This is a genomic window from Methylocaldum sp., assembly GCF_039794385.1.
Taxonomy (GTDB): Bacteria; Pseudomonadota; Gammaproteobacteria; order Methylococcales; family Methylococcaceae; genus Methylocaldum.
In genome coordinates this window covers 30528-46428 of the sequence record NZ_JBDIVO010000006.1, presented here as the reverse complement: position 1 = coordinate 46428, position 15901 = coordinate 30528, and the positions used below count along the sequence as shown (strand labels likewise).

General features: G+C 54.9%; 11 protein-coding genes. 5 read left to right on the top strand and 6 right to left on the bottom strand.

Annotation, left to right across the window (positions count from 1 at the left end):
• The 6 genes from ABJK70_RS01055 to ABJK70_RS01030 all read right to left on the bottom strand — a co-directional run.
• Window positions 1-1013, bottom strand: a 1013-nt coding sequence (locus tag ABJK70_RS01055; RefSeq protein WP_347257272.1) for a dihydroxy-acid dehydratase, incomplete at its 3' end; no start/stop codon positions are given.
• Between the two features lie 193 nt (window positions 1014-1206).
• Complete coding sequence (locus ABJK70_RS01050; protein WP_133716720.1) at window positions 1207-1899, bottom strand: TIGR04211 family SH3 domain-containing protein; 693 nt, start codon at window positions 1897-1899, stop codon at window positions 1207-1209.
• A 190-nt stretch (window positions 1900-2089) separates the two neighbouring features.
• Window positions 2090-4846 carry an XrtA/PEP-CTERM system TPR-repeat protein PrsT gene (gene prsT / locus ABJK70_RS01045; RefSeq protein ID WP_077730395.1) on the bottom strand — a complete coding sequence of 919 codons (2757 nt, stop codon included), beginning with the start codon at window positions 4844-4846 and terminating at the stop codon, window positions 2090-2092.
• Window positions 4847-4855: 9 nt separating this feature from the next.
• Window positions 4856-6208, bottom strand: a complete 1353-nt coding sequence (gene prsR / locus ABJK70_RS01040; protein ID WP_205780766.1) for a PEP-CTERM-box response regulator transcription factor — start codon at window positions 6206-6208, stop codon at window positions 4856-4858.
• Complete coding sequence (gene prsK / locus ABJK70_RS01035; protein WP_347257271.1) at window positions 6205-8310, bottom strand: XrtA/PEP-CTERM system histidine kinase PrsK; 2106 nt, start codon at window positions 8308-8310, stop codon at window positions 6205-6207. The genes prsR and prsK overlap by 4 nt, the downstream gene beginning before the upstream one ends.
• Before the next feature lie 79 nt (window positions 8311-8389).
• Window positions 8390-9784, bottom strand: coding sequence for a TIGR03013 family XrtA/PEP-CTERM system glycosyltransferase (locus tag ABJK70_RS01030; protein ID WP_077730393.1), 1395 nt, complete (start codon window positions 9782-9784; stop codon window positions 8390-8392).
• A gap of 821 nt (window positions 9785-10605) precedes the next feature.
• On the opposite strand from ABJK70_RS01030, the gene tviB reads away from it, so the two are divergent.
• From tviB to galE, 5 genes are all read left to right on the top strand, one after another.
• Window positions 10606-11886: a Vi polysaccharide biosynthesis UDP-N-acetylglucosamine C-6 dehydrogenase TviB gene (gene tviB / locus ABJK70_RS01025; RefSeq protein ID WP_276205393.1), complete on the top strand. Its 1281-nt coding sequence runs from the start codon at window positions 10606-10608 to the stop codon at window positions 11884-11886.
• A gap of 18 nt (window positions 11887-11904) precedes the next feature.
• Complete coding sequence (locus ABJK70_RS01020) at window positions 11905-12915, top strand: NAD-dependent epimerase (RefSeq protein ID WP_077730391.1); 1011 nt, start codon at window positions 11905-11907, stop codon at window positions 12913-12915.
• Between the two features lie 141 nt (window positions 12916-13056).
• Window positions 13057-13596 (top strand): molybdopterin-guanine dinucleotide biosynthesis protein B, encoded by a 540-nt coding sequence (gene mobB, locus ABJK70_RS01015; protein WP_086134981.1) that lies wholly within the window; start codon window positions 13057-13059, stop codon window positions 13594-13596.
• Window positions 13583-14842: a gephyrin-like molybdotransferase Glp gene (gene glp, locus ABJK70_RS01010; protein ID WP_347257270.1), complete on the top strand. Its 1260-nt coding sequence runs from the start codon at window positions 13583-13585 to the stop codon at window positions 14840-14842. The genes mobB and glp overlap by 14 nt, the downstream gene beginning before the upstream one ends.
• A 58-nt stretch (window positions 14843-14900) precedes the next feature.
• Window positions 14901-15899, top strand: coding sequence for a UDP-glucose 4-epimerase GalE (gene galE / locus ABJK70_RS01005; protein WP_347257269.1), 999 nt, complete (start codon window positions 14901-14903; stop codon window positions 15897-15899).
• Window positions 15900-15901 lie beyond the last annotated feature (2 nt).

Sequence of the window (15901 nt, the reverse complement as noted above, 5' to 3'; positions counted from 1 at the left end):
CCCGCGTCCAGCAACATCTTCATCAAAGGTAAGATGCCGCCGATTTCGATCAGTTCCGCCATGGCGTAGCGTCCGCTCGGCTTGAGATCGGCCAGCATGGGTACTTTCTCGCCGATGCGGGTGAAATCGTCCAGCGTCAGATCGACGCCGCAGGCGTTGGCCATGGCCAAGAGGTGCAACACCGCGTTGGTGGACCCGCCCAACGCGATGACGACCGTAATGGCGTTCTCGAAAGCCGGTTTGCTCATGATGTCGCGGGGGCGGATGCCGAGTTCCAGGAGCTTGAGCACCTGCTGGCCGGCCCTTGCGCAATCCGATTGTTTATCCGGCGAAACAGCCGCCTGGGCGGAGCTGCCGGGAAGACTCATGCCCAGCGCCTCGATGGCCGAAGCCATGGTGTTGGCGGTGTACATGCCGCCGCACGAGCCCGCGCCGGGAATCGCCTTGGCTTCGATCTCCTTCAATTGCGCGTCGTCGATCTTGTCATTGGCGCGGGCACCGACCGCCTCGAATACGGACACAACGTCGAGCTTCTTATCGCCAAGACAGCCGGGCAGAATGGTGCCGCCGTAGACGAATACCGCGGGACGGTTGAGGCGCGCCAGCGCGATCAGGCAACCCGGCATATTCTTGTCGCAGCCGCCTATGGCCACGACACCGTCGAAGCCCTGACAGCCTACGACCGTCTCGATGGAATCGGCGATGACTTCTCGGGACACCAGCGAGTACTTCATGCCCTCCGTGCCCATCGAGATGCCGTCCGAAATGGTGATGGTATTGAAGATCACGGCCTTGCCGCCGCTTTGATCCACACCGCGGGCTGCGTCGTCCGCCAGACGGTTGATGTGCATATTGCACGGCGTCACCATGCTCCAGGTGGACGCGATGCCGATCTGGGGCTTTTTGAAATCGTCATCCGAAAAACCGACCGCGTGCAGCATGGCCCGGCTCGGCGCCCGTTCCATGCCGTCGACGACCTGGGATGAAAAGGAACGGGTTTCTTTATCGCTCATCAGTAATCTCCAACAACAGGACTTAGCCGATTTACGGCTTGTAACACAGTAACAAATCGACTGGCGGCTTAGAGGCCATTATGAACTTTCAAGGATGATCCGAAGAATCGAGCATTCGGCGCAAACGTGGGTAGTCTCGACAGGTTTGCCTGCTTCTGTAATTCAATCCGTTAAGCCGAAATCATTACAGGCGCTAGAACGAACCCCAAGCACTTTTCTTGCGCCAGCTCATGCGCGGCAGGACCACTCCGAGCACGATGCCCCCGAAAAGCACTCCGGCGCCGATCATAAACCAATCTTGACGATGATCCTCATCCAAAGCCTGCTTCTCCCGGCGAATCGTATCCAATTCCCGTTCAAGCTTGATAACGCTTTCCCGCAGCATATCGCGCTCGGCCTGGATTTGGAGAACATTGGCAGAGGCCTGACGTATCGCCATCAGTTCGGTGTTCAGGCGGGTAGTCTCTGCTTGAAGTTGTTGGGCTGTCTTATCGGTACTTTGTTTCCCTGATGTTACGGTAGACAGTTCACTTTTCAGCCGTTTGTTTTCTTCCAATGCTGTCTCGAGTTTTTTGGTCATTTCGTCCAGCTGGTTGATAGCGATTGGCTGATCAGAAAGATACCGACTGAGTATCCATCCCTCCTCACCGCTGTCCAACCGCACGAAGGAATAACCCGTCTGGGGATTTTTCTCGAGCACGTTAACCGCCGTGCCCGAAGGCACCATTCTTACAATCTTGTGTTGTAAGCTCTGACCCCGGCGCAACTGAACTTCCAATCTGTCGGTGACATAGGCCTTCTCGGCGGCGTAAATCGTGACAGGGGCAGAAAGAATAAGTACGAAGAGAATCGTTGTTAACGTATTTTTTTGCATCAGCAGAGCCACTTAACGTTCTAGCAATAGTTAAAGGGTGAGATTTGATTTCTCGCCACGACCGACCCTAGCATGAAAAGCCACAGCGCAGAAGAATTCTCTCGGGCAACATTCGGGCCGGCCCGTATCGCTCTCGCCCGGGCAACGCACATTCCGGCACCGAGAAAGTGTCGCGCTTTTTTTTACCCGCTCGGTTGCGACACTACATTCCCTTGAGCAGGATCTCGGCTTTTTCCCGTTCAGCAAAATTTTTCTTCTCCTTCAACAGGCGCTCCAGTTCCTTGCGTGCCTCGTCTTTCCGCCCAGACTTAGCCAAAGCCTCAGCCAAATGAATACGAATCTGCGCCACATGGGGTGCATGCACGGCAGCGTCCTGCAGTAAATTCAGGCCTTCTTTCTGTTTTCCGTTCTGGACGAAAATCCACCCGACCGTATCCATGACTTCCGGACGATTCTCGGATGCCGGGAGCAATTTTTCGGCTAAAGGCAAAGCCTTGTCGCTGCCCAATTCTTGATACAACCAGGCCAGGTTATTTTGGACGAGCGAGTTTTCCGGCTTCAGGCTTTGAGCTTTTTCGTAAGCCTCCACGGCTTCTTTCCGTCTCCCGGCCTCCTGATAAGCCATAGCTAGCATCATCCAGGACTCGACGTCGTCTTGGGACGATTGCAGCCAATGAGTCAGCCCGTCAAACGCCTCGGTATCCTGCCCCAAAGCATGGCGCGTCTGAAACAACCGCCGCGCCAAGGCCGAGTTCGGAGCCAATTGGAAAGCCTTTTCATAAGACGCGAGCGCTTCCTTGAACAGCTTCTGAGCGAACCGAATGTCGCCATCCATTTGGAAGCCCACAGCTAACTTCGGGTGCTTGGCCTTGATATCTTCCGCTATTTTTAATGCTTCTCGGTAATTCTTGTCCTGAAGGTTGAACTCCGCTTTAGCTAAGAGGGCCGGCATATAATCGGGAGCTTGCTTCAAAACACTTTCCCATTCGACCCTAGCCGCTTGCTTTTCGCCCTTTTTATACAGGACTTGGGCCAATTGATGGCGATATTCCGGATTCCCCGGAACCTTGCTCACCAATTTCTTAAACGTGGCGATGGCACTTGCTCCCTGGTCGTTGGCCGATTGAGCCAAGCCCAGACTTTGAAGCGCCAATGGGTGATCGGGATTATTGGCTTCGGCATCGCGAGCAACCTCCAACGCCTGCAAAGGCTTACCCTGTGCCAGGAAGTATCGGGACAGCAACACCGACGGCTGCAACACCTTTGGATTTCTTTCGCGGGCCTCCTTGAGATGTTTCTCCATATTTTGATAGTCCTTACGCATTTCGGCGATCTGAGCCAGACCGATGAGCGCCGCCAAGTTTTTCGGGTCGCGTTGGAGAATCTGTTGATAACGTTGGGACGCGGCATCATGGTTGTTGCCCCTGAGTTCAAGCTTCGCCAAATTAAGCGCGGCGGTAGCATAATCGGGATTGAGCTTCAATGCCGCCGTCCAGTGCTCGCGCGCCTTATCCGTATCGCCCTTGGACATATAGGCGGTGCCAAGCAAATTATCCGGCATTGGGTCGCCCGGCATCTTGCTCATCAGTTTTCGTGCCGCCTCGATCGCTTCATCCGGCTTCTTCTGCTGGATCAAGGCTAGGACCAACATGACGTCCGCTTGCAACAGGTTTTGATCCAGGTCGACGGCGGATTTGAGATCGACCACGGCCTGTTCCATTTGCCCGGACGCGATACGCCCTAGGGCCAACTGCGCTTTGACCGCCGCTACGTCGGGAGCGAGTTCGGAGGCTCGATCCAGATACTCCGTAGCTGAGTCGTATTGTTTGCCCTGGAGGTAAGCGCTGCCGAGAAGAGCGAGAAACTGTGGATCGTTGGATGCCTGATCCTCGACTCCCTTCAATAGTTCGATGGCGTCATGGGCGCGTCCCAATTTCATCCGTGTCGCGGCCAGCAGCTTTGCCGCAGGCAGATGCTTTGGAACGGCTCCGAGAAATTGAGAAAGATTGTTCTCCGCGGACTCGTATTTCCCCTGTTGGTAAGCGATCGTGCCCAAAAGCAGCCTGCTGGGCGGATGATTCGGAAGCGCGTTGGTTACTTTGACGAGGGCGTCTTCGGCCTCTTGAAATTCCTTCTTCTGAAAGGCTATGACCGCATGAAGATACAGCGCCAACGGCACATCTCCCGCCGCTTTTCGAACCGCATCGACATCTTTTTGCGCATCGTCCGCCTTACCCGAGGCGAGATAAACCGTAGCCCGCCCGAGCCGTGCCCGTATGTCGAAAGGCTGGACCTCAAGCGCCCTGGTGAAGGCATCGGCCGCCCCGGTCAGGTCGCCATCCAGCCGCTTGGTTTCTCCCAAAATAATCCATCCGCTTACATTCTTGGGATCCTTGACAATGGACTGATTGGCGTATTCGATCGCCTTCTTGTACTGTTTTTGCTGCACCTCAAGCATGGCAAGTCCCAACAAGGCGTCGCTCGCCGTCGAGTCGAACTTCAGGGCTGCATCGAAGCTTTCCTTTGCCTGCTCCGGCTCCCGCAGGGCGATTTGAGCCAAACCACGAATGCCGTACACTTGAGCGCGAATCGTACCGGTCAAATCGTCTTCCGGCTTGATTTGGTCCAGAACGGCTTTCGGCTTGTCCTGCAACAGATAGGCCCGCGCCAGGGGAATGATCCACTTTTCTTTTGACGCCCCCAAGTCTCGGGCTTTTTCCAACTCTTTAACCGCCGACGGGCCATCAGCCAACTTGAGATACGACTCCCCGATCAATATGCGCGCGTCGGCATTTTCCGGGTCGCTCTGCAGCAAGTTTTTCAGCTGAATGACCGCCGCCTTAATCTCACCCTTTTGGATGTAATCCTGAGCCTGCTTGAGCAGGTCCACTTCGGCTCTCGCCCAGTCGTGACCGATGACCGACGTTAGCAGGATAAGCGCCTGAAGCGTGCGGGCCATATCAACCTCCTAAATCTTAAGATTGAATTTGCTCAAGAGTGCATAAAGCGTTGGGCGTGTAATCTCGAGGATTTCAGCCGCTTTGGTGACGTTTTCGCCGGCTTCGCTCAGGGCAGCGCAAATCGCTTGCCGTTCGGCCATGTCGCGAGCCTCCCGCAAACTCCATAAGCGCCGTTTGAATTCGCCCGGTGCAAGCTCCATATCCTTGGCATCAATGAGAGGACCCGAGGCCATCACCACCGCTCTCTTGACCTTATGCTCCAACTCCCGAACATTTCCGGGCCAATGATAGGTTTCCATGGCGGCCAGCGCTCCATCGCTGAAACCGAGGATGTTTGCACGACGCATTTGCTGCGCAAACTTGTCCAGGAAAGCGCGCGCCAAAACCGCCACATCTCCGGTTCTTTCCCTGAGCGGCGGAATGTTGATGATCATTTCGTTGATGCGGAAATAAAGGTCTTCTCGAAACTTCCCTTCACTGATCAGCTTCGAGAGATTTTGGTGGGTGGCGCAAATCAAGCGCACATCGACTTTGATCGGCTGCCGTCCTCCGACCCGCTCGACGACCCGTTCCTGCAGCACGCGCAAGAGCTTCGGTTGTAGCGATAGAGGGATATCGCCGATTTCATCGAGAAAAAAGGTTCCGCCATCGGCCAATTCGAACTTGCCCTTGGTTTGTTGAGTCGCGCCGGTATACGCCCCCTTCTCGAAACCGAACAGTTCGCTTTCCAATAAGCTATCCGGGATCGCAGCCGCATTGACGGCAACAAAAGGCTTTTTCGAACGCGGGCTCAACGCATGAAGCGCGCGTGCGAGTACCTCCTTGCCGGTACCGCTCTCACCCAACAGCAGCACAGTAATATCGGTCGGCGCCAGACGCTCGATCATGCGACAAACTTCGTGCATCTCGGGACTGGCCGCGATGACGCCTTCCAACGGGTTAGTGATGTGCATCCGCCGAAACTGCCGGTTTTCTTCCTCGAGGCTGTAAAGGCGAAATGCCCGCTCCACCACGAAAGACAAGGTTTCCGGATCGATCGGCTTTTGATAGAAGTCGTAAGCGCCGAGCCCGATGGACTTGACCGGATTGACTTGATCATCGTTACCGGTAATGACGATGACCTTGGTTGTCGGCGCGATGGACAGAATCTCGCTGAGCACCGCGAAACCCTCGCTCACGCCGCCCGGATCCGGGGGTAATCCGAGATCCAGCGTAACAACCGCCGGTTGATTACGCTTGACCGCCGCGATTGCGGATTCTCGGTCGTCCGCCATCAGAACTTTGTATTGCTCGAAGTTCCAGCGAAGTTGACTTTGTAGCCCAGGATCGTCTTCGACGATCAACAGAGTTTGCTCGCTCAAGCGGAATTCACCTCGTTTAAGGCAAGCTCGTCGGAATTGGAAACGACGGGAATCGAGAAGCTGAACAGCGTGCGCTTGCCCGGTTCGCTTGTCACGCTGAGTTCCCCACCCAAAGAACGTATATATTCGCGGCTCTCGTACGCACCGATGCCCATTCCGGTCACTCCCTTCGTGGTTTCGAAAGGCTTGAACAGGCGAGTACGGATAAACTCTTCGTCCATGCCTCGTCCATTGTCCTCGATTTCAACGGCAGCATGGCCGCTCTTACTCATCTTCATTCGAATATGCACCCGACCGTTCTTGCCGGCGGCATCCTGAGCGTTCTGGATAATATGCTCGAAAGAAGACGCCAGGCGGTCGCGATTGGCTCTAACCAGGATCGACTGCCTAAACATATCACACGTGGGAATTGGCGCCTGAGCCTTCCGCGACTCCAGCACCTCACGAACAAGCGCCCCGAGGTCAATCACCTTTTCCGACTGCGCTGAGCCGGAGTTTTTCAATTGGGACATCAGCCGGCTCATTTTCCCGACCGCATGATCCACCGTTTTGATGGCATCTCGCATAAATTCGGGATTGTTGTGATGTCGCTCCGCATTGCGCACCACCAAGCTTAGTTGCGCGATAAGGTTTTTCAAATCATGGATGATAAAAGCGGAAAGCCGGTTGAAACCTTCGAACTGTCGAGCTTCGGCCAGAGCCCGGCCGGCATCCTCGAGCGCCAGATAGCTTGCAGCCAACCGACTGGAGGTCTTCAATAGGTCTATGACTTCCCAATTCCAGTGTATCGGAGTACGAGGACGAGTCAGCAGCAACAGTCCCGACATACACCGTTTCTGCTGAAATAACGGCACCAGCAACCATGCGTCGGAAGCGGGTTCGAGCCACATAGGCCGGTTGAGTCCGTCATAAGCCTCCGGCATCGTCACCATCTCGGGCAAATTGACGATCCACTCCTTATCTTCCATGTAGCGAATTACCGCATCGCCCCCATCGACCAGAGGGACATCGAGCTCCGGTTCTCCGAAGCTCGCCCGCCAGACTAAATGCCCGTTCGATTCCCGGACCCAAAGCACACCGCTAGGACTCTCCACGGCTTGCCCCAAAGCCACGATTATGCGTTCTTCGAGCGCTAACCCGGAGCCGGTATCCGAGAGCATCGTAATGATTCGAAGCCACTCCTCCCGGTAATCGTAGGCATAGTTAAAGAAATTCTTGCTTAGAAAAACTCTCGTGCGGGCCCGCATCTGCCCCGAAAAAAGCAGCAATGCGAGCAACAAGAACGCCCCGACCAGAAAAACGATTTGCGCGACGGTTCCCCATTCCCCGCCGTAAATCTTGATGTAATATCCGGCAGTCGCCATGAGCAACAAATAAATGCCGGCCCCGAGCAGAGTCGCGGAATGAAAGACGACCTGACGGGAAACGAACACATCCACCGACCACTGCGGGTTACGGGCGGCAGAAACGATGAAGAGGGGAGGCAACAGGGCTGAGACAGCGCCGCGCGCCAGCCATAGATCTGGATTGATGCGCTGGAACAACAAGGCGTCCGAGTAAAGATAAAAGTCGTAGGCGAACATTCCTCCCAACGCGAAACACAGGAATTTGATCCGCCACCGAAGATCGGTCCGGATATTGCGAAAATATTGTTCGACCAATACCAGACCGATCAAGGCCAAGCCGACGTGGCCGCAGAGCTGAAACGCAGGCTGAAAAACGTCCGGATAGTATCGTTCCAACCCCGGAGAAATCCAGACATAAACCACCTGGAACCCTACCGCCAGATGAACGCCCCGATTGATGATTCTCGACGTTGTCGAATTCGAGTCGGCGCCGGTATCTTTAAGCGGGTTGAACAGCTTGCTGAGGAAGAGCAGCCAGACATAGGTGCGGACGATTTCGACCGACCAAACGACTGCCGCGGGGAAAAAGTGAAAGATTTCCTGTATCGCCAGAACGCCGGACCAGGCCGTGGTCACGAATGATGCCAGGACCAGCCAACGTCCGGTAACATTGCCGCGCCAGCTGACGAGCAATAACGCGCTTAAAAAAAGATAAGCGAAGAAACCTGCCAGATAGCTGGCGGCGCCGACAGTCATGCGTCCTCTGCGTTAAATAAGAATGTTCCGCGAATAAGCGTAGTCAGAATATCCGGAACCAACTTTTCTAAGCGGGCATTCAGCGAGCGCCCTTACCCCAAACAACCACTTCGATCGTCTGCAACATAATAAGAAAGTCGAGAAAGAGACTGTAATTCTTGACGTAATACAAGTCGTACTGCAGCTTCTCGATGGCATCCTGATAATTCGACCCATACGGATAACACAGTTGCGCCCAGCCGGTAATGCCCGGCTTCACCCGATGGCGTTCCGAATAATAAGGAATGGTTTCTGCGAACTTTTCTACGAATTCAGGCCGCTCCGGACGAGGTCCGACGAAACTCATTTCACCTTTCAGGACGTTGAACAGTTGCGGCAATTCATCAATGCGAGTCTTTCGGATAAATCGCCCCACCCGGGTGACACGATCGTCGTTCCGTGTTGCCCAGCGCGCTTTGCCGTCTTTTTCGGCATCGGTGCGCATGCTCCTGAACTTTATCACCTTGAACAACCGCCAATTTTTCCCAACGCGCACCTGGTGGTAAAACACCGGCGCACGCCAACCGCTCTCGAGCACAATCGCCAAAGCGGTCAGCAACATGATGGGCCAGCTTACCGCGAGTAAAGCAAGGCTTGCCAATACATCGAATGCGCGCTTGGAAAGCTGCTGAAAGCCGCTGTACCGGAACCCGTCGGAAAAAACCAGCCAACTGGGATGCAGACAGTCGACTCGAATCAGCCCCGCCTCACGCTCGAAGAAGTGCAAAAGATCCACCACTTCCAGACCATTCATCTTGCAGTCCAAAATCTCGTCTACGGCAAGCCCTCCCCGGCGATCATCCGGCGCGACAACGATCTCATCGATATCGTGCGCGATGGCGAATTCGTTGAGAGGCATTTCCAACGCACATAGGCGGTGAGGTTCTATCCGACTGACATCTCCACCCATTTGCACAAAGCCGATAACACGAAAGCTCGGATTGGACGCTTTGTTTTCGAACTCTTGAATCATGTTCGCGTTGTAACCGGCCCCTAAAACCAACACCCGGCGCCTAAGCTCCTGCCGGTCCACGAACTTTAGAAACAGGAAACGCGAGAACAGCGTTAAAACCAGGGCCGATAGCAATGCATAGCCGAATACGCCTCGCCCCACGAAAATCGTCGGAATGGCATAAAAGACCAAACCCATCAGAACCGTACCGAGCACAAAACTGGCCAATACGCGAAGCAGCAAACCCGCATCGCCTCCGTGCTGTGCTCGTTGATAAAGCCCCATGCCGGTAGTGCTTGCCAGCATGAACGTGCAGAACAGCGCGGACGGATTGGTCAGTTCGATCGCCGAAAGGCTGCTTTGGAAATCCGGAAAAAATCGTAGAACCGACCCCATATAAAAGGCCGAAAAGAAAATACCGCAGTCCAGCAGGAAAATAACGACATAAATGCTTGAAATATAATGGCGAAAAACGCGGATCATAAATCTTGCCGATTCCTAATCAGATAGTTGCTGCCAGAGCGTACGAAGCTGCCTTATTCCGACAGAGCTACGGGATGAGAATCGGCCGATCAATTTCGAAGAAAAATTGTATCGAGGTCATACTCAAGCAATGTTCAAGACTGCGATTGCGCGGCAAATCAGTGCTGGCTTACTCGATGAATACCGAGTGAACTGTTCTTATTTATGCTCGCCCCCTAGCGCACGGATTTCTCTTATGCCTCAACACTCACCCCAAAGACGAATGCACTCGAGACTAGTCCGGGCTACGCTCGGCGGAGACCTTAAAGTGCATTTGTCTCCGCGATCTTCCAAACCCCAAGTCGACAAGCCGATAGATATTCGGCTTGCGGTCGTAATCGGGCCACAACTTTAACACATTCGCTTCGTACTAAAAGCGCACCTGATTTTGGATTTTTCATTCAGGAATTCGAGCTTACGATGCATGCCGGCCTTTTAAGGCTACCGCTCGGAAACGATGCTTACCGCAAACGGCCGAACAAGAACAATACGTCAACGTCGCCAATCATTTCCCAATTTCATCTGCATCCCCACAATGCAAGGCGCTTATCGAACGACTCGAAAAACTTCCCGCTTCGATGACCGTCCTTTAGAATTGAAGGCGACATTGCGTTATCGGCGTCGCAAACAGTTCCGTCTTTCATGAAATCGTCTCGCTTTAAATCCGATACCGGCCGACCATGGGACTGAATGCGCGTTGTCAAGGCTTAGTCGTCACAAGACTCCCAAAATATAATCTAAGCTTTCGCTGAATTTCCATGATTTCTCACTCATTTGGAGGCATGATGCGCTCGCTCGCTGAAACGAAGATCGGCATAATCGGACTGGGCTATGTAGGACTTCCGCTCGCTGTGGAATTCGGCAAGCACTTCGATACCGTAGGCCTGGATATCAACGCCCAGCGCATTGCGGAATTGAAAGACGGACTCGACCGATCACTCGAAGTCGACGCCGAAGAACTCGCCAGCGTAAAACGACTGAGCTATACGGCCAATCCCGCCGATCTCTTGAGCTGCAACGTCTATATCGTTACCGTCCCGACCCCCATTGACGAACACAAACGTCCGGATCTGACTCCCCTGGAAAAAGCCAGCGACACGGTCGGCAAGCTTCTCTCGAAAGGCGATATTGTCATTTACGAATCCACGGTTTATCCGGGAGCAACCGAAGAAGTCTGCGTACCGATCCTGGAGGCTCGATCGGGATTGAGCTTCAACCGGGATTTCTACTGCGGTTACAGCCCCGAACGCATCAATCCCGGCGATAAGGAACACCGCGTGACCACCATCAAGAAAGTCACGTCGGGCTCGACCTCGGAAGTCGCCGACTTCGTCGACGAGCTTTACCGAAAAATCATCACGGCCGGCACTCACAAAGCCAGCAGCATCAAAGTCGCCGAGGCGGCGAAAGTCATCGAGAACACGCAGAGAGACGTGAACATCGCGCTCATCAACGAGTTGGCGATCTTGTTCAACAAGTTGGGCTTGAACACGTTAGAGGTTCTCGAGGCCGCCGGAAGCAAGTGGAACTTTCTTCCCTTCCGTCCAGGTCTGGTCGGCGGGCACTGTATCGGTGTCGACCCGTATTACCTGACCCATAAAGCCCAAGAAATCGGGCATCACCCCGAAATCATCCTGGCCGGTCGCCGCATCAACGACGGCATGGGCGAGTATGTCGCCAGTCGATTGGTCAAACTAATGACTCGGAGGCGCCTTCAAGTCTGTCAATCAAACATTCTCATCATGGGATTGACCTTCAAGGAAAATTGCCCCGACATTCGGAACACACGGGTAACGGACATCATCAAAGAACTTGAGAGCTACAATGCTCGGGTCGATGTTTACGATACGTGGGCGAATCCCGAGGAAGTCAAGGAAGAATACGGCATCGATCTCGTCAGGGAGCTTCCGGCCGGAAAGTACGATGCCGTCGTGATTGCCGTCGCCCACCGGGAATTCAAAGCCATGGGCGTCCAAGCCATTCGGGCGTTGGCAAAACCCGACGGCGTCTTGTTCGATGTCAAGTACGCACTGCCCCACGACATCGTAGATGATTACTTATAATTCACAGGGACATCGCCAATGAAAGTATTGGTCACAGGAACGGCGGGATTTATCGGCGCGGCGCTGGCGCAGGTGCTATTGGCACGCGGGGACGAGGTTATCGGCATTGATAACGTCAACGATTACTACGATGTCGGTCTCAAGGAAGCGCGGCTCGCCCGGCTCAAAAGTCACCCCGGCTTCACGGAAATCCGCATCGCCCTGGAAGACCGCGAGCGTCTGAATCAGGCGTTTGCGGATCACCGGCCGCAGCGCGTGGTGAATCTTGCCGCTCAAGCCGGGGTGAGATATTCGCTGACGCATCCTCATGCATACATCGATGCGAATCTGGTGGGTTTCTGCAATATGTTGGAGGCGTGCCGGCATCACGAGATCGAGCACCTAGTCTATGCCTCGTCCAGCTCCGTTTACGGTGCCAATACCGCCATGCCGTTTTCGGTCCACCACAACGTCGACCACCCGGTGAGCCTGTACGCGGCCACGAAGAAAGCCAACGAACTGATGGCGCACACTTACAGCCACCTCTATGGCTTGCCTACCACCGGCCTGCGCTTTTTCACCGTGTACGGCCCTTGGGGCCGCCCGGACATGGCTTTGTTCATGTTCACCCGGAACATCCTGGCCGGTAAGCCGATAGACGTCTTCAATTTCGGACATCACCGCCGCGACTTCACCTATATCGACGATATTGTGGAAGGCGTAGTCAGAGTTCTTGACAACATCGCGGCGCCCAACCCGAATTGGAACGGCGACCACCCCGATCCCGGCACCAGCAAGGCGCCGTACCGCCTTTATAATATCGGCAATCACCAGCCGGTCGAGCTCATGCGTTTTATCGAAGTTCTGGAGGATTGCCTCGGCAAGAAAGCCGAAAAAAACCTTCTTCCCATGCAAAGCGGCGATGTACCCGACACCTACGCGGATGTGGACGATCTTATCCGTGATGTAGACTATCGGCCGGCAACGCCCATAGAAACCGGGATTTCCAATTTTGTCGGGTGGTACAAAGATTACTATCGTGTGTCCTAGCCGGGCGATGAGGAAAACAGACCCTGAATCGCATTTCCGAAGCGGACACCCATTGGAATGTGAGAGTCTGTGCACTGGCGCCCGGCAAAATCGTCGACTTGCCTCTCATCTCATTTGCGATCCGTCTATCGCTCCATCTGAATGCTGAATTTCCGCAATGCGCAGGTGCCGATACTAGGCTTTGCAGCTTTCAGCGGCACCGGCAAGACCACGCTTTTAAAGAAGATCATCCCGCTGCTCCGATTGAACGAGCTTAGCGTCGGGCTTATCAAGCACAGTCATCACAGCTTCGAAATAGATTATCCCGGCAAAGACAGCTACGAGTTGCGGAGGGCCGGAGCAAACCCGGTCATGCTGAGTTCGTCGCACCGCCGCGCCATCATCACGGAACACCGGGTAATCCGAGAACCGACGCTAGCCGAGGAACTGGCCTATTTCGACCAGACCGGCCTGGACCTGATCTTGGTGGAAGGATTCAAGCGAGAACGCTTCCCGAAAATCGAGTTGCACCGTCCTGCTCTCGGCAAACCTCTTTTGTTTCCCGCCGACGACACCATCATCGCGATCGCAACGGACGCCGAACCGGCGGTTGAGCCCAACATACCGAGACTCGATATCAACGATCCGGAACAAATTACCCGTTTCATTTACCAGGAATTTCTTGCCCATGCGCGAGTGTGATTGCTGCTCCGAGAAACAGTCGCAACCCTTGGCATTGGACGAAGCGCTGAATCGGATGCTCAATGCCATATTGCCCGCGGCGGGAATCGAACAGATCCCTTTGAAACAGGCGCTCGGCCGTATCTTGGCGGAAACGGTCTACGCATCGACCGACCTTCCTCCTTTTTCCAGCTCGGCTATGGATGGCTACGCGTTAAGAGCCGATGAAATCCAGGAAACACCCGTGCTTCGCGTCGTCGGTACCGCTTGGGCAGGCCAGCCTCATTCGGCTCCGATCTCGGCCGGGGAGTGCGTGCGGATTTTCACCGGCGCCGCGCTCCCGGAAGGCGCCGATGCCGTGATCATGCAGGAGCACGCGCACCGCGACGGGGATCGAATTCGAGTCACCGAAAAAACCAAGCCGGGCGAATGCATTCGGTCTCGCGGGGAAGAAATAAAATCCGGCGACCGGCTTCTTGACGAGGGACAACGTCTCGGCCCCGCCGAATTGGGACTATTGGCGTCGATCGGCAGTCCCTCGGTTTCCGTCCGCCGCAAACCGCGCGTCGCTTTTTTTTCCACCGGCGACGAGCTCCGCCCTATCACCGAACCGCTGGCATTCGGCGAAATTCATGACAGCAACCGTTATGTGCTGGATGCATTGTTAGCCGGGTTGGGGGTCGAAACGATCGATATGGGCGTGACGGGAGATAACAAGGAAGAAATCCAACGCGTTCTGCTGGAAGCATCGAACCAAGCCGATGCCGTCATCACCTCCGGTGGCGCCTCGGTGGGCGATGCCGATTTCATCACTGAAGTCGTAAAAGAAATCGGCCACATCGATTTCTGGAAAGTCGCCATCAAACCCGGAAAGCCCTTCGTTTTCGGCCGGATCAATTCGAGCTTTTTTTTCGGTTTGCCGGGAAATCCGGTATCTATGATGGTGACGTTTCAACAACTGGCTCGCCCCGCACTGCTGCGCCTGATGGGCGCATCGATCGTCGAACCCTTGCGGCTCCGGGCCGTTTGCACCAATCGTCTTCATAAACAGCCCGGGCGACTGGAATTCCAGCGCGGCATTTATCGCCGCGACCCGAACGGCATCTTCACCGTGACCGGCCTGGGCGGTCAAAGCGCTTCACAGATGACCTCCATGAGTTCGGCCAACTGCTTCATCGTTCTTCCCGTCGAAAACGCGGGAATCGAAGCCGGCCAAACCGTGGACGTAGAACCTTTTCACGGCTTCCATCAAGCGATCGGATCCTGAGAAGCGCGCCGTTCACCATGATCACAAACCCCACCAATCCACCAACGAGGAGCACGATATGGAAAGAAAAGGCGTTTTAGTCACGGGCGGTGCCGGTTATATCGGCAGCCATTTGGTCAAGCAATTGGGTGAAATGGGGGAACGCCTGGTGGTGCTCGACAATCTCTCCACCGGCTTCAAGGAAGCCGTGCTGTATGGAGATTTCGTCGAGGGCGATACGGGCGACACGAACTTGGTATCGCGAATTTTGCGCGACTACGAGGTCGATTCGGTACTTCACTTCGCCGCCCACACCATCGTTCCGGAGTCCGTATCCGATCCGCTGAAATATTACGGCAACAATACCTGCAAGACGCGCAATCTACTGGAATGTGCCCGCGATGCCGGCGTTAAACATTTCATTTTCTCTTCGACCGCCGCCGTATACGGCATTCCTAACGAACCCTACGCATCCGAGTCGTCGCCGACCGCACCGATCAATCCCTACGGCGCATCGAAGCTGATGAGCGAGTGGATGCTTCGGGACCTCTCGGCGGCAACGGACCTGAAACATGTCATCCTGCGGTATTTCAACGTGGCCGGTTCCGATCCGGAAGGCAGGATCGGCCAATCGACCCGCAAAGCGACCTTGCTGATCAAGGTCGCGGCGGAAGTAGCCGTCGGCAAGCGGGAAAAATTATGCGTTTTCGGTACCGACTACCCGACCGAGGACGGCACCGGTGTGCGGGATTACATTCACGTCAGCGATCTCGCCGACGCTCATATTCAAGCCTTGACCTATTTGCGCAACGGCGGCGACTCGGCCACGCTGAATTGCGGCTACGGACACGGCTATAGTGTCCGAGAGGTCATCAACGCGGTGAATCGAGTAAACGGAAAGCCGATCACGGTGGAGGAAATGCCAAGGCGTCCCGGGGATCCGCCTCAGTTGGTGGCGGCGGTCGGAAAGATCCGGGAATTGCTCGACTGGACACCGCGCTACGACGACCTGCCGTTCATCGTAAAGACGTCCCTGGACTGGGAAAAGAAACTTATCGAACATCCTTGGGGCAATTAGAA

Coding starts and splice junctions, on each gene's coding strand:
- ABJK70_RS01030 (WP_077730393.1), bottom strand. CDS start 9,784: ATGATCCGCGTTTTTCGCCATTATATTTCAAGCATTTATGTCGTTATT.
- glp (WP_347257270.1), top strand. CDS start 13,583: ATGCGCGAGTGTGATTGCTGCTCCGAGAAACAGTCGCAACCCTTGGCA.
- mobB (WP_086134981.1), top strand. CDS start 13,057: ATGCTGAATTTCCGCAATGCGCAGGTGCCGATACTAGGCTTTGCAGCT.
- tviB (WP_276205393.1), top strand. CDS start 10,606: ATGATGCGCTCGCTCGCTGAAACGAAGATCGGCATAATCGGACTGGGC.
- prsK (WP_347257271.1), bottom strand. CDS start 8,310: ATGACTGTCGGCGCCGCCAGCTATCTGGCAGGTTTCTTCGCTTATCTT.
- prsT (WP_077730395.1), bottom strand. CDS start 4,846: ATGGCCCGCACGCTTCAGGCGCTTATCCTGCTAACGTCGGTCATCGGT.
- galE (WP_347257269.1), top strand. CDS start 14,901: ATGGAAAGAAAAGGCGTTTTAGTCACGGGCGGTGCCGGTTATATCGGC.
- ABJK70_RS01020 (WP_077730391.1), top strand. CDS start 11,905: ATGAAAGTATTGGTCACAGGAACGGCGGGATTTATCGGCGCGGCGCTG.